The organism is Phenylobacterium soli, from assembly GCF_003254475.1.
GTDB classification, from domain to species: Bacteria; Pseudomonadota; Alphaproteobacteria; order Caulobacterales; family Caulobacteraceae; genus Phenylobacterium; species Phenylobacterium soli.
In genome coordinates this window covers 2,228,781-2,252,445 of sequence record NZ_QFYQ01000001.1, presented here as the reverse complement: position 1 = coordinate 2,252,445, position 23,665 = coordinate 2,228,781, and the positions used below count along the sequence as shown (strand labels likewise).

The 23,665-nt window shown below is 71.9% G+C and carries 21 protein-coding genes; 10 read left to right on the top strand and 11 right to left on the bottom strand.

All coding sequences use genetic code 11. From position 1 onward, the window contains the following. The first annotated feature begins 3 nt into the window (after positions 1 to 3). Entirely contained in the window at positions 4 to 528 is a 525-nt protein-coding gene (locus DJ017_RS11140) for a c-type cytochrome (protein ID WP_111528785.1), read from the top strand. A gap of 240 nt (positions 529 to 768) precedes the next feature. On the opposite strand, the gene DJ017_RS11135 is transcribed toward DJ017_RS11140, so the two are convergent. From DJ017_RS11135 to glpK, 4 genes are all read right to left on the bottom strand, one after another. After that, positions 769 to 4,008, bottom strand: coding sequence for an efflux RND transporter permease subunit (locus DJ017_RS11135; RefSeq protein ID WP_111530063.1), 3,240 nt, complete (start codon positions 4,006 to 4,008; stop codon positions 769 to 771). Next, on the bottom strand, positions 4,008 to 5,186 hold the full coding sequence (locus DJ017_RS11130; protein ID WP_227000115.1) for an efflux RND transporter periplasmic adaptor subunit: 1,179 nt from the start codon (positions 5,184 to 5,186) through the stop codon (positions 4,008 to 4,010). The genes DJ017_RS11135 and DJ017_RS11130 overlap by 1 nt, the downstream gene beginning before the upstream one ends. Positions 5,187 to 5,439: 253 nt before the next feature. Beyond that, positions 5,440 to 6,210 carry a class II aldolase/adducin family protein gene (locus DJ017_RS11125; RefSeq protein WP_111528784.1) on the bottom strand — a complete coding sequence of 257 codons (771 nt, stop codon included), beginning with the start codon at positions 6,208 to 6,210 and terminating at the stop codon, positions 5,440 to 5,442. 65 nt (positions 6,211 to 6,275) lie between these two features. Then, entirely contained in the window at positions 6,276 to 7,769 is a 1,494-nt protein-coding gene (gene glpK, locus DJ017_RS11120; protein WP_111528783.1) for a glycerol kinase GlpK, read from the bottom strand. Positions 7,770 to 7,935: 166 nt separating this feature from the next. Between glpK and DJ017_RS11115 the strand changes: the two genes are divergently transcribed. The 3 genes from DJ017_RS11115 to DJ017_RS11105 all read left to right on the top strand — a co-directional run bounded on the left by DJ017_RS11115 (position 7,936) and on the right by DJ017_RS11105 (position 10,456). After that, a complete protein-coding gene (locus tag DJ017_RS11115; RefSeq protein WP_111530061.1) occupies positions 7,936 to 9,024 on the top strand; it encodes a DUF2336 domain-containing protein in 1,089 nt (362 codons plus the stop codon). A gap of 74 nt (positions 9,025 to 9,098) precedes the next feature. Beyond that, complete coding sequence (locus DJ017_RS11110) at positions 9,099 to 9,881, top strand: NAD kinase (protein ID WP_111528782.1); 783 nt, start codon at positions 9,099 to 9,101, stop codon at positions 9,879 to 9,881. Between the two features lie 89 nt (positions 9,882 to 9,970). Beyond that, the gene (locus tag DJ017_RS11105; RefSeq protein ID WP_111528781.1) at positions 9,971 to 10,456 is read left to right on the top strand and encodes an Hpt domain-containing protein; all 486 of its coding nucleotides are present in this window, start codon (positions 9,971 to 9,973) and stop codon (positions 10,454 to 10,456) included. A gap of 16 nt (positions 10,457 to 10,472) precedes the next feature. On the opposite strand, the gene DJ017_RS11100 is transcribed toward DJ017_RS11105, so the two are convergent. Further along, entirely contained in the window at positions 10,473 to 11,255 is a 783-nt protein-coding gene (locus DJ017_RS11100; protein ID WP_111530060.1) for an NUDIX hydrolase, read from the bottom strand. A 69-nt stretch (positions 11,256 to 11,324) separates the two neighbouring features. Continuing rightward, on the bottom strand, positions 11,325 to 12,470 hold the full coding sequence (locus DJ017_RS11095) for a DUF2336 domain-containing protein (protein WP_111528780.1): 1,146 nt from the start codon (positions 12,468 to 12,470) through the stop codon (positions 11,325 to 11,327). A 182-nt stretch (positions 12,471 to 12,652) separates the two neighbouring features. Here DJ017_RS11095 and DJ017_RS11090 point away from each other — a divergent pair, with 182 nt between their 5' ends. Continuing rightward, positions 12,653 to 14,476, top strand: coding sequence for an ATP-binding response regulator (locus tag DJ017_RS11090; RefSeq protein ID WP_319417946.1), 1,824 nt, complete (start codon positions 12,653 to 12,655; stop codon positions 14,474 to 14,476). 60 nt (positions 14,477 to 14,536) lie between these two features. Next, positions 14,537 to 15,733 carry a CaiB/BaiF CoA transferase family protein gene (locus tag DJ017_RS11085; RefSeq protein ID WP_111530058.1) on the top strand — a complete coding sequence of 399 codons (1,197 nt, stop codon included), beginning with the start codon at positions 14,537 to 14,539 and terminating at the stop codon, positions 15,731 to 15,733. An 8-nt stretch (positions 15,734 to 15,741) separates the two neighbouring features. Here DJ017_RS11085 and DJ017_RS11080 read toward each other — a convergent pair whose 3' ends face one another. Then, entirely contained in the window at positions 15,742 to 16,563 is an 822-nt protein-coding gene (locus DJ017_RS11080) for a transglycosylase SLT domain-containing protein (RefSeq protein WP_111528779.1), read from the bottom strand. Positions 16,564 to 16,694: 131 nt separating this feature from the next. On the opposite strand from DJ017_RS11080, the gene DJ017_RS11075 reads away from it, so the two are divergent. Next, positions 16,695 to 17,387, top strand: a complete 693-nt coding sequence (locus DJ017_RS11075; RefSeq protein WP_227000113.1) for an energy transducer TonB — start codon at positions 16,695 to 16,697, stop codon at positions 17,385 to 17,387. Here DJ017_RS11075 and DJ017_RS11070 read toward each other — a convergent pair. Together DJ017_RS11070 and DJ017_RS11065 are read right to left on the bottom strand one after the other, a co-directional pair. Continuing rightward, a complete protein-coding gene (locus tag DJ017_RS11070) occupies positions 17,381 to 18,550 on the bottom strand; it encodes an acyl-CoA dehydrogenase family protein (RefSeq protein ID WP_111528777.1) in 1,170 nt (389 codons plus the stop codon). The genes DJ017_RS11075 and DJ017_RS11070 overlap by 7 nt on opposite strands. 11 nt (positions 18,551 to 18,561) lie before the next feature. Continuing rightward, entirely contained in the window at positions 18,562 to 19,593 is a 1,032-nt protein-coding gene (locus DJ017_RS11065; RefSeq protein ID WP_111528776.1) for an NAD(P)/FAD-dependent oxidoreductase, read from the bottom strand. Between the two features lie 108 nt (positions 19,594 to 19,701). Between DJ017_RS11065 and DJ017_RS11060 the strand changes: the two genes are divergently transcribed. The 3 genes from DJ017_RS11060 to DJ017_RS11050 are packed head-to-tail and all read left to right on the top strand — an operon-like array spanning position 19,702 to position 21,626. Further along, a complete protein-coding gene (locus tag DJ017_RS11060) occupies positions 19,702 to 20,256 on the top strand; it encodes a hemerythrin domain-containing protein (protein ID WP_111528775.1) in 555 nt (184 codons plus the stop codon). A 4-nt stretch (positions 20,257 to 20,260) separates the two neighbouring features. Continuing rightward, positions 20,261 to 20,788: a CinA family protein gene (locus DJ017_RS11055; protein WP_111528774.1), complete on the top strand. Its 528-nt coding sequence runs from the start codon at positions 20,261 to 20,263 to the stop codon at positions 20,786 to 20,788. Positions 20,789 to 20,840: 52 nt separating this feature from the next. Continuing rightward, on the top strand, positions 20,841 to 21,626 hold the full coding sequence (locus DJ017_RS11050; RefSeq protein ID WP_111528773.1) for an enoyl-CoA hydratase: 786 nt from the start codon (positions 20,841 to 20,843) through the stop codon (positions 21,624 to 21,626). Here the strand turns inward: DJ017_RS11050 and DJ017_RS11045 are convergent. Together DJ017_RS11045 and DJ017_RS11040 are read right to left on the bottom strand one after the other, a co-directional pair. Further along, positions 21,623 to 22,693 (bottom strand): AI-2E family transporter, encoded by a 1,071-nt coding sequence (locus DJ017_RS11045; protein ID WP_111528772.1) that lies wholly within the window; start codon positions 22,691 to 22,693, stop codon positions 21,623 to 21,625. The two genes, DJ017_RS11050 and DJ017_RS11045, sit on opposite strands and share 4 nt — an antisense overlap. Positions 22,694 to 22,713: 20 nt before the next feature. Then, a complete protein-coding gene (locus tag DJ017_RS11040; RefSeq protein ID WP_111528771.1) occupies positions 22,714 to 23,649 on the bottom strand; it encodes a LysR family transcriptional regulator in 936 nt (311 codons plus the stop codon). Positions 23,650 to 23,665 lie beyond the last annotated feature (16 nt).

Sequence of the window (23,665 nt, the reverse complement as noted above, 5' to 3'; positions counted from 1 at the left end):
CGAATGCGGAATGTGGCTTTGACGATCGCGGCGGCGGCGGTGGCCGTCGGCCTCTCCGGCTGCGGCAAGTCGCCGGGCGCCAACCAGGCCGACCAGTCGCAGGCGAACGCATCCGCCCAGTCGACGACCGCCGGCGCGACCACCGGCGCCGAGCCCGACGAGCACGAGAAGAAGGAAGTCGTCGAGCACCTGCCGCCGCCCTACAACACCGGCGACATCGCCAACGGCGAGACCAAGTTCCTGGTCTGCAAGTCGTGCCACACCACCACCGCGGGCGGCCCGGACATGACCGGCCCGAACCTCTCCGGCATCATCGGCCGCAAGGTCGCCTCGAAGGCGGGCTACACCTACTCCGACGCCCTCAAGGCCCAGACCTTCACCTGGGACACCGCCCAGCTCGACAAGTGGCTGACCGATCCGAAGGCCATGGTTCCCGGCACCAAGATGACCTTCCCGGGCATGAAGGATCCGAAGGACCGGATCGACCTCATCGCCTACCTGGCCGCCGAAACCACGACCCACAAATAGACCGTCGAGAAGCGCGCGCACGGCCACGCCTGACGCGCGCATTCCAGCCTCAAACAACCTTGACGCGCATGCGGGTCGGGCGCATCTTCCGCGACGTCGACCTGAGCGTCTGACGTCGACACCCCTCCGCGCGGGCCTCCCCGGCCCGGCGCGGCGCGCCGCCCTCGCAGTCCCCCCCTCCTGGGAGGCGCGCCCCATAAGTGCTTGGCCCTCCCCTCGCGGGAGGGCTTTTTTATGGGCCTATTCCGCGGCGTTGGCGACGCGGGCGGCCTCGGCCTCCTCGAAGGCTTCGATGCGTCGGGCGGTGTGCTGCGGCGACTTCGTGTAGCGGGCCAGCAGGTTGTAGAACACCGGCACCACGAACAACGTCACCAGGGTCGCGAAGATCGCCCCGAAGAAGATGGTCACCCCGATGGTCTTGCGGCTCTCGCCGCCGGCCCCGCCCCAGACGATCAGCGGGATCGCCCCCGCCGCCGCCGAGATCGAGGTCATGATGATCGGCCGCAGGCGCAGCGAGGCGCTCTCGATCACCGCCTCGCGGATCGACAGCCCCTGGTCGCGCAACTGGTTGGCGAACTCGACGATCAGGATGCCGTTCTTGGCCGCGATGCCCACCAGGATGATGAGGCCGATCTGGCTGTAGGTGTTCATGGTCGAGCCGGCGATCAGCAGGCCGAACAGCCCGCCCAGCGCCGCGATCGGCACGGTCAGCATGATCACCGCCGGGTGGATCCAGCTCTCGAACTGCGCCGCCAGCACCAGGAAGACGAGCAGCAGCGCCATGCCGAACGCCAGGCCAACCGAGCTGCCGGCCTCGAGGTAGTCGCGCGCCCCGCCGCCCCACTTGTAGTTCACCCCGCCGCCCATCGCCTTGATCTGGTCGTCGAAGAACTTCACCGCCTGGCCCATGGAGTAGCCGGGGTTGAGCTGCACGGAGAGGGTGATCGCCCGCTCGCGGTCCACCCGGTTGCGGCTCGGCGTGTCGCCGCTGACCTTGGTCTTGGTCAGGGAGGTGAGCGGGACCAGCAGGCCCGAATTGGTGCGCACCTGCACGCGGGCCAGGTCGGCCTCGTCCATGCGCATCGGCCGGTCGGTCTGCAGGATGACGTCGTACTCCTGGCCGGACTTCACATAGGTCGTCACCTTTTCCGAGCCGAACAGCGCCTGCAGGGCGCTGCCGACGGCCTGGGGCGAGACGCCCATGGCGGCCGCCTTCTCGCGGTCGATGTCGACCAGCAGGCGCGGGCTCGTCGGCTCGTAGTCGAGCCTCGGCCGGGCCATGCCGGGGTTGGTCTGGGCCGCCGCCAGCAGCGGCTGCACCTTGCCGTTGATCTCGGAATATTCGTTGCCGGTGATGATCAGGTCGACATTGGAGCCGCCGGCCCCCCCGCCCGGCCCGCCGCGCTGCAGGCTCGGCCGCACCGAGGCGATCACCCGCGCCCCCGTGATCGAGGAGAATTCGCGGTTGAGCTGGGCCGCCAGCTGCTGGCTGTCGATCCGCCGGTTCTTGTCCGGAAGCACGGCGTTGGCCGTGCCGTTGTTGAATGACACCCCGCCGAAGCCCGGCACCGAGGCGGTGTAGCGCTCGATCACCCCGTCGTGCTGCAACTGCAGGAGCCGCGCCTCGACCTTCTTGGTGATGGCGAGCGTGTAGTCGTAGCCCGAGCCTTCCGGCGCCAGGATCGCCACGTCCACCCGGCCGCGGTCCTCATTCGGCACCAGCTCGCGCGGCAGCACCTTGAAGAGGCCGAAGGCGGCCAGGCCCAGCACCACCACCAGCGCGCCGGCGGCGATCGTCGCCGAGCGCTTGCCGAGTAGGGCGTCCAGCGAGGCGTGGTAGGAGTTGCGCAGCCTGTGCATCCCCTTGTCGACGTTGCGCGCCAGCCAGCCTTCGCCGGCCGCCGGCCGCAGCAGGCGCGAGGACAGCATCGGCGACAGGCTGAGCGCCAGGACGGCGGAGAAGAACACCGCCGCGGCCACCGCCACCGCCAGCTCGCGGAACAGCCGGCCGATGTAGCCCGGCATGAACATCAGCGGCGCGAACACCGAGATCAGCACGATGGTCGTCGCCAGCACCGCGAAGAACACCTGCCGGGCGCCGCGCTGGGCGGCGACGATCGGCGGCTCGCCCTCGTCGATGCGCCGCTGGATGTTCTCCACCACGACGATGGCGTCGTCGACCACGAGGCCGATGGCCAGCACCAGGGCGAGCAGGGTCAGGAGGTTGATCGAGAAGCCCAGCGGGGCCAGCACGATGAAGGTCGACAGGATGCAGATCGGGGCCACGATCGTCGGGATCAGGGCCGCCCTGGCCGTGCCGAGGAAGACGAAGTTCACCAGCGCCACGATCGCCAGCGACAGGGCCATGGTGATCCAGACCTCCTGGATCGCCTGGCGGGTGAACTGCGAGAAGTCGATGGCGACCAGCAGCTTGGTGCCCTTGGGCAGCGCCTTGTTGATCTCCTCGACCGCCTTGTAGGTGCCCTTGGCGATCTCGAGGTCGTTGGCCTGCGACTGGCGGGTCACGGCGATGCCGACCTGGTCGACGCCGTTGGAGCGGAACAGGCGGCGGCGCTCGTCCGGCGCCTCCTCGACGCGGGCGATGTCGCCCAGCCGCGTCACGTACTCGTTGGCGTTGGAGGTGGTCGCCACCGCCGTCCGCGCGCCCTGGGCCGCGCCGGGGCCCGACGCCACCCCGCCCACCGCCGCCGAGGCGCTCTGGGTCTGGGTGCGGGCGCCCGCCGGGGTGATCGGCATGCGCGCGAAGTCCGCGGGGGTCGAATAGGACCGCGCGACGCGGATGGTGAAGTCCTTGGTCGGCGCCTCCAGGGCGCCGGCCGGCAGCTCCAGGTTCTGGCTGTTGAGGGCCGCTTCCACGTCGCCGACGGTCAGGCCGCGGGCGGCCATGGCGTCCGGGTCTAGCCAGATGCGCATGGCGTAGAGCTGCTGTCCGCCCAGGCGCACCTGGCCCACGCCCGGCACCGTCGACAGCCGCTCGACGATGTAGCGGTTGGCGTAATCCGACAGCTGCATCCGGTTCATCGTGGTCGACACGAAGTTCAGGAACAGGATCGGCGAGGCGTCGGCGTTGGCCTTGGCGATCTGCGGCGGGTCGGCCTGCAGCGGCAGCTGGTTGGTCACCCGGCTGACCGCGTCACGCACGTCGTTGGCGGCCTGGTCGAGGTTGCGGTCCAGGGTGAAGGAGATGTTGATCCGCGAGTTGCCGTCGCGCGAGGCCGACTGCACCCGGTCGACGCCCTGGATGCCCGCCACCTGGCGCTCGATCACCTGGGTGATGCGCTCCTCCACCACCTCGGCCGAGGCGCCGCGGTAGTTGGTCTCGATCGAGACGACGGGCGGATCGACGCTCGGCAGCTCGCGCACCGGCAGCGCCATGAACGAGGCGAAGCCCACCACGCACAGGATGATGGCCGCGACGGCCGCGAAGACCGGCCGCCGGACCGAAAGGTCGGAGAGCATCATGCCGCGGGCTGCGCCGCCGCCGGGCGCCCCTTCCAGGAGGTCTTGGCCGCGCCGGCCGGGGCCATCGGCCCGGCCATGCCGGCCGGCCGCGGACCGGCCACGCGCACCGCCTGGCCCGGCTGCACCTTGTTGAGGCCGTCTCCGACGATCTTCTCGCCGGCCTGCACGCCGTCGCGGATCTCGACGAAGTCGTCCTGGCGCAGGCCCGTCACCACCGGCCGCTGCTCGGCCACCGTGCGCTGGCCCATCTGGCGGATGACATAGACGAAGGAGGCGTCACCCTGCACCGACACCGCCGACTCCGGCGCCGCCAGCGCCTGGCGCGCCCCGCGCGAGATCGACACGCGGATCAGCATGCCGGGCTTCAGCCGGTGGTCGGGATTGGGGAACTCGGCCCGGGCGGTGATCGAGCGCGTGCGCTCGTCGACGCGGGTGTCGATGCGCTGGATGCGGCCGTGGATCTTCTCGCCCGGATAGGCGTCGACGCCCGCCTCGATGGCCTGGCCCTCGTGGATCTGGGTCAGGTACTGCTCGGGCACCTGGAAGTCGACGCGCACGGCGCTGAGGTCGTCGAGGGTCACGATCGGCGCGCCGGGGTTCACCAGGGCCCCCGGGGCGATGTCCGAAAGACCGACGACGCCGGCGAACGGCGCGCGGATCATGCGGTCGGCCTGGCGGGCGCGGGCGGCGTCGACGTCGGCCTTCGCCGACAGGTAGGCCGCCTGGTACTGGTCCACCGCCGCCTTGGAGGCGAAGCCCTTCTGCGCCAGGGTCGTCCAGCGGTCGTATTCGCGCTTGGCCTGGACCAGCTTGGCCTGGCTCTGGGCGAGGCCGGCGTCCTGCTCGGTGGTCTTCAGCTCCACCAGCACCGCCCCCTGGCGCACCTGCTGGCCGTCGGCGAAGCGCACCGACTGGACGAGCTGGGTGGTGGCCGCCGTCAGGGTCACCGAGCGCCGGCCCTTGGCCACGCCGAGCACCTCGAGCGCGTCGCTGAAGGTCCGCGGCTGGACCGTCGCCGCCGAGACCATGGTCGGGCCGCCGAACTGGCCGCCCCGACCGCCGGCCCGGCCCGCGCCGGATCCGCCCGGCCCGCCGCCGGCCGACGCCTGCTGCGCCCCCTGGCCCGCGCCGCCGCTCTTCGAGGTCATGAGCTTCAGGCCGCCCGCGACGGCCATCACGACCAGCAGGACGAGGGCTGAGACCAGGAAAAAGTGGCGTCTAAACAAACCAGTATGCTCCGCGGTCCGCAATGGTCCGGACCCTAGGTGAACCTAATTCAGGGGCGCTCTTATGGGGTCGCATATACCCAGTCCAGTGACAGCGGGATGACTCTAGGTTTCACGCCTGAAATAGCGCCCGAAAAACACGGCGGGCGCCCCTGAAGGAGGCGCCCGCCCAAAAACTCAGCCGGTGAATCGGAGACTGACGTTACGCGTCATAGCCCGGCAGTTCGCGGTCGAGTCGCCTCAGGCAGCCCGGCCAGGCGAGCCCGCCGCCGATGCCGCGCGAGGTCTGGCCCTTCACCTCGGCGACCGAGGCCTCCGGCGCCATCAGCACGTTCTCGCGGCCCGCCGACAGGGCCATGACCTGCTGCTTGCAGGCCCGCTCGAGGAAGAACATCCCGACCCAACAGTCGCCCGCCGTCTCGCCGACCGACAGGGTGCCGTGGTTGCGCAGCAGCATCAGCGACTTGTCGCCGATGTCGTTCACCAGCCGCTCGCGCTCGTCGAGGTTCAGGGCGATGCCCTCGTAATCGTGGTAGGCCAGCCGCGGCAGGACGATCAGCGCGTGCTGCGAGATCGGCAGCAGGCCTTCCTTCTGCGCGGCCACCGCGACGCCCTGGTCCGAGTGCAGGTGCATCACGAACTTGGCGTCCTCGCGCGCGGCGTGGATGGCCGAGTGGATCGTGAAGCCCGCCGGATTGATGAAATAGGGCGTGTCCTGGAGAATCTTGCCGTCGAGGTCGATCTTCACCAGCGACGAGGCGGTGATCTCGTCGAACAGCATGCCGTACGGGTTGATCAGGAAGTGGTGCTCGGGTCCCGGGATCCGGGCCGAGATGTGGGTGTAGATCAGGTCGTCCCAGCCGTTCAGCGCCACCAGGCGGTACAGCGCCGCCAGGTCCACGCGCGCCTGCCACTCCTCGGCGCTCACCTTCCCCTTCAGCGAGACCACGCCCGCCATCGATCCGTCCGCCATGGGCCGTCTCCCTCGTTTCTGGTTATCGGCGTTCAGACTCCTCCCCGAGGCGGGCGGCGTCAAGCTCACGTGCGGACGCGGGCCACCGCATCGAGCCAGCGGGCGTAGGCCGCCTCCCGCCGCCCGGCGCCGATCTCCGGCGCATAGCCCTCCGTGGTCGGCCGCGCCGCGGCGGCCTCCTCCAGGGTGGAATAGACGCCGGCGCCGAGTCCGGCGAACAGCGCCGCGCCCAGGGCCGTGGTCTCCTGGTAGGTCGCCCGGCAGACGCCAATGCCCGTCAGGTCCGCCAGGCGCTGCGAGAACCAGGCCGAGCGGCTCATGCCGCCGTCGATGCGCAGCTCGACCGCGCCGTGGAACGCCTCCGGCGCGTCGGCCCGCATGGCCTCGATCAGGTCCCGGGTCTGCAGGGCGCAGGCGTCGAACGCCGCCTGGCTGATCTCCGCCAGGCCCGCATCGCGCGTCAGGCCAAAGATCGCGCCGCGCGCGCCGGCGTCCCACCAGGGCGCGCCGAGGCCGGTGAACGCCGGGACCAGCACCACACCGTGGTCGGGCCTGGCCGAGGCCGCCAGCCGCTCGGCCGCCTGCGGCCCGCCGCCGACGCCGAGCCCCTCGCCCAGCCACTGGATCGCCGCCCCGGCGATGAAGATCGCCCCTTCGAGGGCGTAGGTCGTCCGGCCCGCCACCCGCGCCGCCACCGTCGTCAAGAGCCGGGAGCGCGACGGCGCGGCGGTCTCGCCGGTGTTGATCAGCATGAAGCAGCCGGTGCCGTAGGTGGCCTTCATCTCGCCCGGCCGGATGCAGCCCTGGCCCATCAGCGCCGCCTGCTGGTCGCCGGCCACGCCGCGGATCGGCACGGCCCGTCCGAGGATCGCCGGCTCGGTCTCGCCGAAGTCCGCGGCGCAGTCGCGCACCTGCGGCAGCACGCCGGCCGGAACCTCGAACAGCTCCAGCATCTCCTCCGACCAGGCCTGCTTGCGGATGTCGAACAGCAGGGTGCGCGAGGCGTTGGTGGCGTCGGTGGCGTGCACCCGCCCGCCGGTCAGCTTCCAGATCACCCAGGCGTCGATGGTGCCGGCCAGGAGCTCGCCGGCCTTCGCGCGCTCGCGGGCGCCGGGCACGTTGTCCATCAGCCAGGCCAGCTTGGTGCCCGAGAAGTAGGGATCGAGCAGCAGGCCCGTGACCTCCGTCACCCGCCCTTCCATGCCCCGCGCGCGGAGCCGGTCGCAGACGCCCGCGGTCCGCCGGTCCTGCCAGACGATCGCCTTGTGGACCGGCTCTCCCGTCGCCCTGTCCCACAGCACCACCGTCTCGCGCTGGTTGGTGACGCCGATGGCGGCCACCTCCTCCATGCGCCGCGCCGCCTTCTGCACCGCCTCGCGCAGCACCGCGACGGAGGCCTCGTAGATCTCGTTGGCGTCGTGCTCGACCCAGCCGTCCTGCGGATAGAACTGCTGCAGCGGCCGGCCGGCCTCGGCCAGCGCACGTCCCTTGGCGTCGAACAAGATCGCCCGGGTGCTCGTCGTGCCCTGGTCGAGCGCGAGCAGCAGCGGTTCGGCCATACGGTCCCTCCCCCTCTTCAGGATCGTCGTTTCAACGCCTGTCGCGCCGCTCCGGCGCACGGCCCAGCCTGTTTAAGCATGTTTTCATAGCCGCTGAGCAGAGTCGCGAGCGCGTGTTGCGTTTGTGAGGGATGGCGTGGGGCTGGCCACCAACAGCGATGCTCTACTGGACCTGGCCAAGAGCCGGGCGCCGGCCGATCGTGAGCGCCTGCTGCTCGGCATCGTCGACCTGTGCGAGGCCGGCGGCTCGGGCGAGGCCATGGCGCAGCCCGAGATCCAGGCCCTCCTGAACTCCATCTTCCTGTCCCTCGTCGTCGAGGCCGAGCGCGAGATCCGCAAGCGCCTCGCCGCCAAGCTCGCCCACGCCGACTGGGCGCCGCCGGCCCTCATCAACGTCCTGGCCCTCGACGAGATCGAGATCGCCCGCCCGATCATCGCCGGCAGCCCGCTGCTCAAGGACCACGACCTCATCCGGCTGCTGGCCGAGGCCACCATCGAACACCAGATCGAGGTCGCCCGCCGGCCGCAGCTCGCCGCCCCGGTGGTCGCCGCCATCCTCAAGCAGGCCGAGCCGGCGGTGCTGGCCGCCCTCGCCGGCAACCCGACCGCAGAGCTTTCCGAATCCGACTTGAAGCGCCTGGTGGACAAGGCCCGTCAGGTGGCCGCCCTGCGCGCGCCGCTCTCGCGCCATCCCAAGCTGACCAGCGAACTGGCCCTCCAGCTCTACGTCTGGGTCGGCCAGGCGCTGCGCGACGCCCTCGCCGACCGCTTCCGCCTCGCCCCGGAGGTGATCAGGGAAGCCCTCGCCGCCGCCGTCGCCGAGGCCCATGCCGCCGGTCCGGACGGCAAGGGCCTGGTGGTCGTCGCTCGCGAGGACGAGCGCGAGGCCATGGAGCGGCGGCTGATCGACAAGCTGCATTCCGCCGGCCAGCTTCGCCCCGGCTATCTGATCCGCGCCCTGCGCGAGGGCCGGCTGTCGCTGTTCTGCACCACCCTCGCCATGCTCGGCCGCTTCGAGGCGGACCACATCAAGCGGGCCATCGATTCCGACCGGCCGGAGCTGCTGGCCCTGGCCTGCGCCGCGGTCGGCATCGACCGCAGCGTCTTCCCGACCATCCTCAACATGGTTCGCGAGCTGAACGGCGGCCGCCCGGCCGGCGGCGCCGAGAGCGCCCGCCGCGCGGTCGGCGCCTTCGGACCCGTCACCCCGCAGGTGGCGGGCGCGGCCTTCCGCCAGGCCGCCCTCTCGATCTGACGCGGATCGATCGCCCCTCGCCGCCGTTCCTGGCGGTTTGACAAGCCCGCCGCGGCGCCTGCTTTTCGGAACCGATGTTCAAGGCCGAGCCCGTCATGACCCGCCTCGCCTTTGTCGCCAGCGACCGGCCCGAGGCGCAGGAGGCGTGCGATCGTCTGTCCCGCCGCTACGGCGCCGTCGCCGAGGAGAAGGCCCAGGTGATCGTCGCCCTCGGCGGCGACGGCTTCATGCTGGAGAGCCTGCACAAGCGCATCCCCGACGGCCCGCCGATCTACGGCATGAACCGCGGCTCGGTCGGCTTCCTGATGAACGAATACTCCGAGGACGACCTGCTGGAGCGCATCAACGCCGCCGAGCGCGCCGTCATCCACCCCCTGCGCATGAAGGCTGAGGGGCTCTCGGGCGAGGCCCACGAGGCGCTGGCCATCAACGAGGTCTCGCTGCTGCGCCAGACCCGCCAGACCGCCAAGCTGCGCATCTCCATCGACGGCAAGGTCCGGCTGGCCGAGCTCGTCTGTGACGGCGCCCTGGTGGCCACGCCGGCTGGCTCGACGGCCTACAACCTCTCGGCCCACGGCCCGATCATCCCGCTCGACGCGCGGGTCCTGGCGCTCACCCCGATCAGCGCCTTCCGGCCCCGCCGCTGGCGCGGCGCCCTCCTGCCGCACACTGCCAAGGTGCGCTTCGAGATCCTCGAGGCCGACAAGCGTCCGGTCAGCGCCGTGGCCGACAACTTCGAGGTCCGCGACGTGCTGAAGGTCGACATCGCCGAGGACCGCGCGATCGCCCTCACCATGCTCTTCGACGCCGGCCGCAGCCTCGAGGAGCGGGTGCTCGCCGAGCAGTTCTCGGCCTGACGGCCGGCCCCGATCGGGGCCAACCGCTTATTAACGGGTTGGATTTACCACTGCGCCCCTGATCAGAACGATCACCAAAGGGGCTTCTAATGAGCCAACAAAATCCAAGTCAGGTGATTCCGGCGCCGACCAACCTGCGCCTGAAAGTGGGCGCCAGCCGGCTCGGCGCCATCGACGCCGCCGCCATCGCCAAGGCGGAAGCCGCGCTCAAGAGCCTCTCGGGCAACTTCGACCAGTGGCTGCAGGACGAGATCAGCAAGCTCGACGCCGCGCGCCAGGCGGTGAAGTCCAATGGCCAGACGGCGGAGAGCATGGAGAACCTCTATCTCCGCGCCCACGACCTCAAGGGCCTCGGCACCACGTACGGCTACCAGCTCATCACCCGCATCGCCGGCTCGCTCTGCCGCCTGATCGACGAGAAGGACAAGCGCCCGACCGCGCCAATGGCCCTGGTCGACGCCCACATCGACGCCATCAAGGCCGCCGTGCGCGAAGGCATGAAGACCGACGAGCATCCGGTCGGCAGCGCCCTCGTGACCGCCCTCGAGCGCAGCGTGAAGGACATGGGCTGCTGATCGCAGCCCATGTCCGCTACATCGCCGATTCCAGCCGCTCCTCGACCGCGCCGTAGCCGGCGTCGGGCGGCAGCACGAGCACCGGCCCCTCGGGCCGGCGCTGCACCTGCGGCTCCACCGTGACCAGGGTGCGCGCCTCGGCGCGCGCCACCGCATCGCCCGCGTGGGACGCCTCGGCCAGCAGTTGCAGGTTCATCCGCGTCGGGAAGATCACCTTGCGCTCGCCGGCCGCCGCCAGCCGCAGCGCCTCGCCCGGCGCGATCCACTCCGCGTCCACCGTCTCGCGACCGTCGCAGGCGGCGAGCTGGTCGTCCGGCGCCCGCACCACATAGAACCAGGTGTCGAACCGCTTCGGCACCACCACCGGCGTGATCCACCGCGCGAACACCGTCAGGGCCGAGAGGTCGAGCTGGGCGTCGAGGTCGCGCACCACCTCCAGGAACGAGGTCGTGCCGGCGTCCACCGCCTGGCGCACGTCCATCGGACAGGCCTCGCCGCCGATCGCCTCGCCCGAGCGGCGCTTGGCGAGCAGGATTCCGGCCTCCTCGAACACCTCGCGGATCGCCGCGATGCGCAGGCCGCGCTGTTCGGCGTCGAACGCCTCCCAGCCGAGCACGTGCTCGGCCCAGCTCGGGTCGTGGTCGCCGGCGTGGCTCTTGCCGCCCGGGAACACCAGCGCCCCGGAGGCGAAGTCGATCTGGTGGTGGCGCTTGACCATCAGCACCTCGAAGCTGGGCGCATCGCGCAGCAGGAGGATGGTCGCGGCGGGCTTGATCTCGGCGGGCGGCTTTTCACTCATGACCGCGAGCTTGGGACTCATCGCCCCGCCTAAGCAAGGCGCCCGCAGCGTAAACCTCGCCTGCGACGCTTAGGCGCTCTCGGCCAGGGTGTCCTCGCGCAGCGAACGGGTCACCTCGTCCATCCGCTCCAAGAGGTAGTCCACGTCGTCCCGCGCCGCCGGCTGGGCGGAGGTCAGGAACCGCTGCAGCATCTTCTGCTGGAAGCGCTCGCGGTCGCGCGCGCCGCCGTCGAACTCCATCGAATGGTAGGTGTCGACGCCCGCCCGGAACGCCTGGAACAGCCGCGCCGGCAGCCCCGCCCGCTCATAGATCGCCTTCAGGCCCAGCGGCCCGGCGTCGTGGATCATCAGCCAGGTGCGATGGTGCGGCACCCCGGCCAGCTCCGCCACGCCCCACTCGAAGAAGGTCATGTGGCCGTGCGCCAGCGCCCGCAGGAGCAGGGAGGCGGTGAGCTTGCGGCTGGTGTTCAGGTGGGCCACGAAGCCCTTCACGTCGGCCGTGCGCCCGGCCTGCTCCACGAGGTCCACCGTGGCCCGCTCGGCCGCGCCGAAGGCCAGCGCCATGGCCGCCTCGGGCGAGATCTGGTGGCGCGCGATCAGCAGTTCGCGCACCTCTTCGCTGACCAGCGACACCAGCCGCTCGGTCACCGCAATCGGCAGCACCTGGCGATAGGCCATGGCCTGCAGCACCCGCTCGGACTCCTCGAAGCGTTCGATGATCCGCTGCAGGGCCGCCTCGCTGAAGTCGGCCTTGTCGTTGGCGCAGGCCGCGGCCACCGGCTTCTCGGTCCCGTGCCGCGCCAGGGCGTCGGTGACGGTGCGCGACAGCAGCGGCCGGCGGGCGATCGCCAGCTGCCGGACCGGCCCGCCCAGCCGCACGATGTCGGCGAGGTCCTCGTCCGTGAAGGCCGGCGAATGGGCCAGCACCGGCAGGCAGACGCTCTCCACGTCCCTGGCCAGCTTCAGCGCCACGTCGCGTGGCAGCAGGGGCGAGGCGCGCAGGGTCTGGGCCAGCGCCCGGCGCACCAGCTCGGCGGCGTCGGCGGCCATGATCCGCACGATCTCGGCGGCCAGCGCCTGCTCCTCGTCGGTGAGCGGCGTGCGTTCGATCGTCAGGCAGAGTTTCTGGGCGGCGGCGGCGCGCTCGTCGGCGGTCGCGCCCTTGAGCAGCTGGCGAATGTCGCCTTCCGTCAAGGCCGAACGCGTCGTGGCCATAACCTTGGAACGCCCCTGTCCCCAGCTCCGAATCCCCACCGATTCAGAGTCCCACGAGTCTGACTTTCCATGGCTATGCTTAACGAGAGGTTGCCGGCGAAGCTGTGGATTAACGCTTTCGCGTAACCCTGCGCCAACCCGCCGACCCCTAGGCTTCGCACGAACAGTCGCGAGGCCTGCCCGTGTCCCCGATCTCCGCCCGGATCTTCTCCCCGATGGCGCGCCAGGCCGAGATCCGGCGGGCTCCTCACGCCCAGATGACGGCCCAGGCCCTGGAGACCCAGGCCGGGCTCCTGCCCTACGCCCTGATGGCCTTCGCCGTCTCCCTGCCGATCTTCGTCTGGGCCGGCGGCCACGCGCCCAACGCCGCCTGGATGAGCGCCGCCTTCGTCACCTTCGCCGTCGCCTGGGGCATGTTCTACGCGGTGGTGAACTGGCTGAAGGAGCCCGCCGCCCAGGACCTCGCCCGCCGCGCCCGCGTCCAGCTCATGGGCGGGCTGCTCTGGGCCACGGCCACCGCCCAGCTCGCCGGCTTCGCCGACGGCGCCGGCCCGGTGCGCGAGACCCTGCTGATGATCTCCCTGGCCGCGGGGATCATGTGCCTGGTCTTCACCGCGCCCTGGCTGCCGGCCCTGCTGATCGTCGGCCCCGCCGCCGTGGCCGGCCCCCTCGCCTTCCTGACCCTTCGCCAGGACAATCCCGACGCCACGCACCTGGCCTGGGGCGGCACGGCCCTGGCCTTCGCCCTCGGCTTCCTCGTGAACCGCATGCTGCGCCGCCAGTACGAACTCGCCGCCGAGCGCGAGGGCCTGGCCGCCGAACGCGCCGAGCAGGCCGAGGCCGCCCGCCGGCTCGCCCGCTCCAAGTCCGACCTCGTGGCCACCCTCTCCGACGAGATCCGCAACGGCCTCACCGGCGTCGCGCACGTGCTGGCCGCCGCCGCCGGCCGCGGCGGCCGGGCCGCGCCCTCGCGCGAACAGCTCGCCGCCGGCCTCGACGCGGTCAACGAGCTGCTCTCCGTGCTCAATACCACCCTCGACGCCGAGACCGCCGAGGCCGGTCGCCTGACCGTCGAGCCCCAGCCCACCGACGTCCTCGCCATCGCCCGCGACCTCGTGCTCGCCCATCGCCCCCAGGCCTCGGCCAAGGGGCTGGAGATCGCCCTGCACATGGACGCCGACCTGGCGTCCGGCCCCGCCGGCGCGGCCATCGCCGACCCGGCCCGCGTGCGCCAGGTGCTCGGCGCGCTGATCGGCAACGCCGTGAAGTTCACCCTGCGCGGCCGCGTCGAGGTCCGCGTCACCCTGCCCGCCGCCGGCCGGCTCGCGGTCGAGGTCGCCGACACCGGCCCCGGCCTCAGCGAGGACGAGCTGGCGCTCGCCTTCCAGCCGTTCCAGCGCATCCGCCGCACCAGCGCGGGCTCTCCCGGCGCGGGCCTAGGCCTCACCCTGGCCCGCCAGCTCGCCACGCTGATGGGCGGCGAGCTGCGCGCCCATTCCGCCGCCGGCGTCGGCTCCTGCTTCACCCTCGAGCTGCCCTGGCAGGCCGACGCCGTCGCGCCGCGCCCGGCCGCGGCCGACCAGGGCCAGATCGGCGATCCCGCCGAGCGCCCGCGCCTGCGCGTCCTCATCGCCGAGGATGACAGCCTGGCCGCCGCCTCGCTGCGCAACGGCCTCGAGCAGCTCGGCCACAAGGTCGCCCAGGCCGCCGACGGCCACCGCGCCGTCGAGCTCACCCGGGTCTGCGACTTCGATGTCCTGATGATCGCCGCCTCGGCCGCCTCCGACGGCCCGGCCGTGATGAGCCGCATCCGCGGACTCGAGGGCGCCGCCGGCCGCACCCCGATGATCGCCCTGATCGGCGGCGATCCCGACGAGGCGGAGGTCGGCCTGGCGGCCGGGGCCAGCGCGATCCTGCGCAAGCCGTTCTCCATGCCGGCCCTCGCCCGCGCCCTGGCCGACGCCCTCGCCGTCCGGGCCTGCGCCAACGATCGAGAAGTGGCTTAGACGCCCTGACGTCACCTGCTCTAGAGTGCCGCGCAAAATCACCAGAGGGAGATGCGCGCCGTGCTGCTCAGGGGCGTCAAAGTCGTCGAATTCGCGTCCTACATCGCCGCCCCCGCCGCGGCCTGCATGCTGGGCGACTGGGGCGCCGACGTCATCAAGGTGGAGCGCCCGGGCGGCGATTCCATGCGCGCCGTCTTCGCCGACGTGAAGTCGGAGCTGAAGGGCAACCCGACCTTCGACCTCGATAACCGCGGCAAGCGCGGCATCGTCCTCGACACCTCAAAGCCCGAGGGCCGCGAGGCCCTGGCCAAGCTCGCGGCCGACGCCGACGTCTTCATCACCAACGTGCGCCCCGCCGCCCTCAAGCGCGCCGGCCTCGACGATGCGACCCTGCGCGCCGCCAACCCGCGCCTCGTCTATGCCGTGGTCACCGGCTACGGCCTCTCCGGCCCCGACGCGCACAAGCCGGGCTTCGACGTCACCGCCTTCTGGGCGAGGGCCGGAGTCGCCAACATGACCGCCCCGAAGGGCGCCGACCCGTTCATGCTGCGCACCGGGTTCGGCGACCACATCACCGCCCTCGCCACCGTCGGCGCGATCATGGCCGGCCTCTTCGACCGCGAGCGCACCGGCAAGGGCCGCCTGGTCCAGACCTCGCTGCTCGGCACGGGCGTCTACACCGTGGGCTCCGACCTCGCCGTCCAGCTCAAGTTCGGGCGCCTGGCCTCCAACCGGCCGCGCAACCAGCCGATGAATCCCATCGCCACCTTCTTCAAGAGCGCCGACGACCGCTGGTTCGTGCACAACCCGCGCGGCGGCTCGGTGGACTGGCCGAAGTTCTGCGAGGTGGCCGGCCGCCCCGATCTCGTCGAGGACGAGCGCTTCGCCACCGGCAAGGCCCGGCGCGAGAACAGCCCGCTGCTCGTGGCCGAGTTCGACAAGGCCTTCTCCGCCCTGCCCTTCGAGGAGATCGCCCGCCGTCTCGACGCCGCCGACATGGTCTGGTCGCCGGTCCAGACCCCCGCCGACGTGGTCGCCGACCCGCAGGTCGCCGCCGCCGGGGCCCTGCTCCAGGTCGAGGACGGCGAAGGCGGCACCTATCCCTCGCCGGCCGCGCCCATGCGCTTCCCGGGCGACGACATGGCCGTGCGCCCCGGCGCGCCGGGCCTTGGCCAGCACACCCGCGAGGTGCTCGCCGAGCTTGGCTACACGGCCGATCAGATCGAGGCGATGATGGCTGGCGGCGCCGCCGCCTAGCTCTCGCCCTAGCTGTCGCTTCTGGCGTCGGAGAGCAGCTTCAGCATCTCCGAGGTGAACAGCGAGCCGGTCAGCCGCGTGCCGACGCCCAGTTCGTCGGCCGGCTGGCTGCCGCGCAGGATCATGGCCACGACCGCGTCCTGCGCCCGCAGCCGGTCTTCCCGCCGCGCCGAGGCGTACTGCAGGAAGCCGGTGTCGTCCGGGGCCGGGACGCGCGGGTCGATCGCCGCCCCGCCCGCCGCCTGGGTCAGGTTCTCGTAGACCTCGGCCACGGACTTCGCCCGTCCGCCGGTGAAGAAGATCGCCTTGTTGGCCCGCGCCGCGTCGGGGAAGAGGTGCGCCGCGCTCGCGCCCGGCGTCGTCTCCCGCGCCTCGATCAGCCGGGCCGAGCCCTGCGGCCCCAGGAAGTGGGCGGCGTAGAGCTCGCCCGCGGTCGGCGCGCGTCCGACCCGGCCCTTCAGATAGGCCGCGTGGTCCGACGCCAGCTCGCCGGCCATCAGCGAGGCGGCGTGCGGGTCGAGCCGCAGGTCCATCACCGCCTTCTTCGCCTCCTCGCCGGAGACGTGGTAGCGGCCATCGGAGCCCTTGTTGATCAGCTCGGCGTAGCGGGCGTAGCCGTACTTCGCCCCGTGCTGCTTCAGCGTCGACAGCCAGGTCTGTTCGACGAACTGGAAGAGGCCCGCCGCCGACGAAGTGCCGGCCCTGGCGCCCGGGTTCATGCCGCTCTCGCGGCCGGCCGTCTTCATCAGGAAGGAGAAGTCGACGCCAGTCGCCTTCGAGGCCCGCTCGATGGCGGCCTCCACGACGGAACGAATCCCCTGGATCGACATGCCCCAGGAGTCCGGCCGCCATGGTTAACGCGCCGCTAACCATAACCGCAGGGACCGGCGGCGCGCCCACTTGACGCAGTCGATCACGCGCGTAATATCTTACGCATGTAACCTTGCTTATGGAGGTCGCCGTGGTCTCGCGTCAGGCTGTCATTCCAGGCTTCCCGGCCGCCCCGCGGCCCAAGGCTCCCTCCCACCTCCGCCTCGCGGTCGGCGCCTCCCTCGCCGTCCACGTCGCGGCAGGCGCCTACCTGGCCTACATGAGGTTCGCGCCGCCCCCGCCCGCTCCGCCCCCGGCGGAGCGGGCCATGGACGTGCCGATCATCGACTGGCCGGCCTCTCCGCCCAAGGTCGAGATCCCGCCCAGGTCGACGCCTCCGCTCCACCCGCCGGTCCAGCTGGACATCCCGACGCCGGAGCCGCTCCCCCTCCGGCCGATCCCGGAGCCGCCGCAGGATGCGCATCCGGCCCAGACGCTCACGCCCCAGCCGCCCGCGGAGACCGCCCCGCCCAAGCCCGCGGTCGCCATCAGCCCCACCTGGCTGCGCCGGCCGACGGGCGAGGAGCTCGCCCGCGCCTATCCCGACCGGGCGCTGCGCCGGAACATGGAAGGCCAGGCCGTCCTCGACTGCCGGGTGACCGCCCAGGGCTCCGTGGCCGACTGCCGGGTCCGCTCCGAGACCCCGGACGCCTACGGCTTCGGCGAGGCGGCGCTCAAGCTCACCCGCTACTTCCGCATGAGCCCCCAGACCCTCGACGGCCGCCCCGTCGACGGCGCCCAGGTCCAGATCCCGATCCGCTTCGCCCTGGCGAAGGGTCAGTAGCTCTTCGGCAGGCCCAGCACCTTCTCGGCCAGGAAGTTGAAGATCATCTCGCGGCTCACCGGCGCCAGGCGCGGGATCATCGCCTCGCGGAAGTAGCGTTCGACGTCGAACTCCTTGGCGTAGCCCATGCCGCCGTGGGCCATCACCGCCGCCTCGCAGGCGCGGAAGCCCGCCTCCCCGGCCAGGTACTTCGCCGCATTGGCCTCGGCCCCGCACTCGCAGCCGGCGTCGTAGAGGGCCGCGGCCTTAAAAGCCATGAGGTTGGCCGCCTCCAGCTCCGCCCAGCTCCGCGCCAGGGGATGGGCGACGCCCTGGTTCTGGCCGATCGGCCGGCCGAACACCACGCGCTCCTTGGCGTAGCCGGCGGCCTTCTTCAGGGCCGCGCGGCCGAGCCCCACGGCCTCGGCGGCGATCAGCACCCGCTCGGGGTTCAACCCCTCCAGCAGGTAGTAGAAGCCCTTGCCCTCCTCGCCCACCAGGGCGTCGGCGGGCACGTGCAGGTCGTCGATGAAGACCGCATTCGATTCAACGGCTTTTCGGCCCATCTTCGGGATCGGCCGGGCCTGGATCCGCTCCCGGTCGAAGTCGACGTAGAAGAGGCTGATGCCGTCGGTCGCCTTCTTCACCTCGGCCTTTGGCGTGGTCCGCGCGACGATCAGCATCTTGGTCGCGCGCTGGGCCATGGTCGTCCACATCTTGCGGCCGCGCAGGACATAGCCGTCGTTCGTCCGCTCCGCCCGGGTGGAGAGGCTGGTGGTGTCGAGGCCGGCGTCCGGCTCGGTCACCCCGAAGCACATCTTGTCCTCGCCCGAGATCAGCCGCGGGATCAGCCGCTGCTTCTGCTCGTCGGTGCCGAAGCGGGCGAGCGGCATCGGCCCGAAGATGTTCAGGTGCACCGCGCTGGCGCCGGAAAAGCCCGCGCCGCTCTCGGCCACCGCCTGCATGGCGATCGCCGCCTCGGTCAGCCCCAGGCCCGCGCCGCCCAGCTCCGGCGGCATGGCCGCGCCCAGCCAGCCCGCCTCGCCCATGGCCGCGACGAAGGCCTCCGGGAATTCGCCGGTCTCGTCGGCGCGCCGCCAGTAGTCGGCGTCGAAGCGGGCGCAGAGCCGCAGCACGCCCTCGCGGATCGCCTCCTGCTCCTCTGTGAACCAGAAGCCGTTCATCCCGCCCCTCCTCAGAATCGCTGCGGGTCGAAGCGGCCCGCATAGGCGCCGGTCTCCGCCCCCGTCACGCAGGCCGCCACGAGCTTGGCGGCCAGCGGCGCCAGCAGCCAGCCGTTGCGCCGCGCGCCCGTGGCCAGCACCACGCCCTTCGCCTTCGAGAACCCGACCAGCGGCAGGCCGTCCGGCGTCGCCGCCCGCACGCCGGTGAACACCTGCGGCCGCGCCTCCGCCAGAGCCGGGAACAGCCGCGCGCCGGCCGCCTGCAGCAGTTCGGCCTGCGAGGGGTCGGGCGTCGGATCGGCCACCCCCACCTCCATGGTCGCGCCAATCGAGAGCCCGCCGTCCGCCGGGGCGGCGTAGACGCCCTGGCCGCGCACGCTGACCCGCCCGGCGGGCGCGCCGGCCATGCGCAGGATGTGGCCCTTGATCGGCGTCAGCTGCGCCAGCTCCGGCGCCACCTCGACCAGCCCCGCATCGGCGCCGGTGGCGACCACCAGCCAGTCGGCCTCGCCGGCGTCGAGCGCCCGCTTGTTCCGGAAGCTGACGCCCGCCGCCTCGGCCGCCGCCCTGAGGGCGGCCAGGGCCGCGCCGGGTTCCAGCCGCCAGTCCTCGCGCACCAGCACCCCGCCCGCGAACACCTCGGAGAGGCCGGGCGCCAGCTCCTCGGCCGTGCGCCGCGGCAGGTCGATGCCGTGCACGCCCAGCCGGATCAGCGCCGCCTCGACGCCCTCCAGCCACGGCTCGGCCCCCACCGCCATGGCCCCCGAGCGGTCCAGCACGACGCCGCTGCGCCGCGCCAGCTCCGGCCACAGGTCCCGCGCCCGCATCAGCAGGTCGAAGTGCGGCGCAGCTTCCGGATCGAGCACGGCCTCGAACACCGGGGCGATCATCCCGGCCGCCACGGCCGAGGCGTTGGCGTGCGGCGCCGGGTCGTAGACAGTGACCTCGCAGCCGGCGTCGGCCAGGGCCAGGGCCGCGCTCAGCCCCAGCGCGCCCGCGCCAGCCACCGTCACCTTCGCCCGCCCGTCGGCCCTCTGGGTCATGGGCCTAACGAGCCGCTCAGGGCGCGAAAATCAAGGCGGAACCGAGCATCGGCCGGGGGGTTCAAGGCGGACGAGAGGCCCGTCCCCCGTCTGAGAGAGAGGCTCACCATGGCGACCGCCACCCATTCCAGCACCTCGAAGAGCTCCAGCCGCAAGTCGGCGTCCGGCAAGTCCACGGCCCGGAAAACCGCGTCCGCGCGCCAGAAGGACGCCATCCAGCTCCTCAAGGCCGACCACCGCGAGGTGGAGAAGCTGTTCGGCCAGTTCGAGAAGGCCTCGGGCGAGGCGCGCAAGCGCCAGCTCGCCGACAGGATCTGCATGGAGCTGACGATCCACACCCAGATCGAGGAGGAGATCTTCTATCCGGCCTCGCGCGAGTTCCTGAAGGACGACGAGATCGTCAACGAGGCGATCGTCGAGCACCAGGCCGCCAAGGACCTCATCGAGCAGATCCGGGGCATGGACGCCTCGGACGAGATGTTCGACGCCAAGGTCACGGTCCTGCAGGAGCAGATCGAGCACCATGTCGAGGAAGAGGAGAAGGAGTACTTCCCGCAGTGCCAGAAGTCCGACATGGACCTGAAGGCGCTGGGCGAGCAGCTCATGCAGCGCAAGAAGCAGCTCCAGGCCCAGATGAAGGGCGACGGCATGGAGATGCACTGACCCCATGGCCGAGGCGCTCGACCCTGCCCTGCCGCCGGAAGTGGACCGCCTCGCCCAGGCGGTCCTCGCCCGCGCCTGCGAGCTGAAGCTCAGCCTCGTCACCGCAGAGAGCTGCACCGGCGGCCTCCTGGCCTCGCTGCTCACCGACGTGCCGGGGATGAGCCATGCCTTCGAGCGAGGCTTCGTGACCTACACCCACGAGGCCAAGCACGAGATGCTCGGCGTCGCCCAGGCCATCCTCGACGGGCCGGGCGCGGTCTCCAAGGCCTGCGCCATCGCCATGGCCGAGGGCGCCCTGGCCAACTCGAAGGGCGACCTGGCGGTCTCGGTCACCGGCTTCGCCGAGGGCGGATCCGACCAGCCCGCGGGCCTCGTCCACTTCGCCTGCGCGGCCCGCGGCAAGGCGACCACCCACCGGGTCGAGCTGTTCGGCGACGTCGGCCGCGCCAAGGTCCGCATCCGCGCCCTGGAGACCGCCCTCGGCATGCTGCAGGACCAGCTCCTCCAGTCGCCGAGCTCCGCCGCCGCCTGATCGGCCCCATCGGGTTCCTTGGCGCCTGCGCCGACCGGCGGTACGGAAGGCCATGACCGCCACCGTCCAGGTCCGGATCGAGGAGCGCGCTCGCGGGCGCGTGGCCTTCGTCGCCGTCGACAACCCCGCCAAGCTGAACAGCCTCTCGTCCGAGGTGATGGACGCCTTCGTGGCCGCCTTCGCCGGGCTCGCTGAGGACCCGGAGCTGCGCTGCGCCGTGCTGACCGGCGCCGGCGACAAGGCTTTCGTCGGCGGCGCCAACATCGACGAGATGGCGGCCCTCGCTTCGCCTGCCGCCGCCCGCGCCTTCATCGAGAAGGTCCACGCCTGCTGCCAGGCCGTCCGCGACCTGCCCTGCCCGGTGGTCGCCCGGATCAACGGCTACTGCCTCGGCGCGGGGCTGGAGATCGCCGCCGCCTGCGACCTGCGCCTGGTCTCCGACCACGCCGTGCTCGGCATGCCGGAGGTCAAGCTGGGCCTGCCCTCGGTGGTCGAGGCCGCCCTGCTGCCCACCCTCGTTGGCTGGGGCCGCGCCCGCTGGATGCTGATGACCGGCGAGACCTTCACCGCCGAGGACGCCTGCCGTTGGGGCTTCGCCGAGGCGGTCTATCCGGCCGACGAACTCGACCTCGCCGTCGAGGCCCTGGTCACCGCCCTCATCGAGCCCGAGCCCCGCGCCGTGCGCCTGCAGAAGGCGCTGATGCAGCGCTGGGAAGAGCTGCCGATGAGCGGCGCCGTCCAGGCCGGCGTCGACGCCTTCGAGGAGGCCTTCCGCACCGACGAGCCGGCCCGCGCCATGGCCGACTTCCTGGCGCGCCGGAAGGCGGCGAAGCGCTAGCGCCCGACCTCGACGTCCTCGTTGAGATAGAGCCGGCGCACCAGCACCAGCAGCACCACCGCCAGCGGCGTCGCCAGGATCACCCCCAGGGGCCCGAACAGCAGGCCGAACGCCAGCACCGAGAACAGGGTCAGGGCCGGCGGCGTGGAGACCACGTGGCGCTGGATCAGCGGGATCAGCACGTGGCCCTCGAACTGGTGCGCCGCCACATAGAACACCAGGGTGTAGAGCACCACGTGCGGGCCTTCCGGCCCGGCCAGCAGCAGGCCCGGGACCGCCGAGACAATGGCGCCGACGATCGGCACGAACTCCGCCAGCCCGGCCAGCAGGCCGAGCGCCAGCGGCGCCGGCAGGCCCAGCATCGCCGTCCCCGCCGCCACGATGATCCCCATGGCCAGCATGGCGATGCCGGTGCCGGCCAGCCACTTGCGCATCGAGGCCGCCGCCTCCTCCACCGCATCGGCCACCTTGGTCCGGCCGCCTTCGGGCACGAGCCGCAGCAGGCCCTCGCGATAGAGGCTGGGCTGGGCGGCGAAATAGATGCCGGCGATGATCACCACCACGAGGTCGGCGATGACCCCGACGCTCATCCGCGTCGCACGGCCGAGACGCCCGGCCACCATGCCGAGGCTCGAGCTCACCGAATGGTCGGCGCTCGCCTCCTGCAGCTTGCCGAGCAGCCAGCGCCCGGCCGAATAGCTGGAGAGCTCCGCCTGCGCGCCCAGCCAGGCCTTGGGCAGCATCTGCTCGAGCTGGTCGAACTGGGCGGCGATCTGGGCGCCCACGAACCAGCCGACGAGGCCGATCACCGCCAGGACGATGAACACCGCCACCGCCAGCGACCAGGCCGCATCGAGCGGCGTGCGCTTGCGGATCGGATTGGCCAGGGAGCGCAGCATCACCGCGATCAGGGCCGCGCCGAAGGCCAGCAGGAACACCGGCAGCCAGCGCACGGCGATCAGCGCCGCGCCGGCCACCGCGACGGTGATCAGCAGCTTCTGCAGGAAGAGCTTCAGGTCGCCCGAGGACGTGGAAGCGGACTTCGCGGCGGGCTTGGGGCTCGGCATCGGCCGACCCTCGCCCAGCCTCAGGCCGCTGGCAACTGGTCCGGGTGGCTGCCCCAGCCGCGGCGCCAGGCGGGCTCTCCGGCGTAGCGCTGCGCCAGGAAGTCCACGAACACCCGCACCTTGGCCGCCAGGTGGCGCGCGTGCGGATAGACGGCGTGGATCGCCGACAGCTCCGGCTCATAGCTGCAGAGCAGCGGGACCAGCCGCCCCTCCCGCAGCCGCGGCGCGGCGACGAAGTCGGGCGCCCGGGCGATGCCGAACCCGCGCTCGGCCGCCTGCAGGCAGGCCTCGGCGCTGGCGAAGCGCAGGCGTCCGTGCACCCGCGTCTCCATGCACTCGCCGTTCTGCCCGAACGCCCACAGGGTCGGATCGCTGGTGTTGAGGTCGAGGATCGCCTCGTGTCCGGCGATCTCGGCCGGCGTCTGCGGAACGCCATGCTTCTGGAGGTAGGCGGGCGAGGCGCAGGCCACCGCCCGCACCGGCGCCAGCCGGCGCGCGATCAGCGAGGAGTCCGACAGCCGCCCGATCCGGACGCCGAGGTCGAAGCCCTCCTCCACGAGGTTGACCATCCGGTCGGCGTAGAACACCTCCAGCGAGATCTCCGGATAGGCCTCGGCGAAGTCCAGCAGGGCGGCGTCCAGCTCCATGGCCCCGAACGCCACCGGCGCGGAGATGCGCAGGCTGCCCTTCGGCCCGTCCTCGTCGCGGACCGAGCTCTCCAGGGCCTCGAAGTCCTCGAGTAGGACCTTGGCGCGCTCGAGGTAGGCGCGGCCGGTGTCGGTCAGGGAGACGTCGCGTGTCGTGCGGTTCAGCAGCCGTGCGCCCAGCCGGTCCTCCAGCCGCGCCACGAGCTTGGAGACCTGCGCGCCCGAGACGCCCAGCCGCCGCGCGCCCTGGGTGAAGCTGCGGGCCTCAGCCACCGCCGCGAAGGCGGCCATCTCGTCCAGACGGTCCATTCGGATTGTTTCCTGT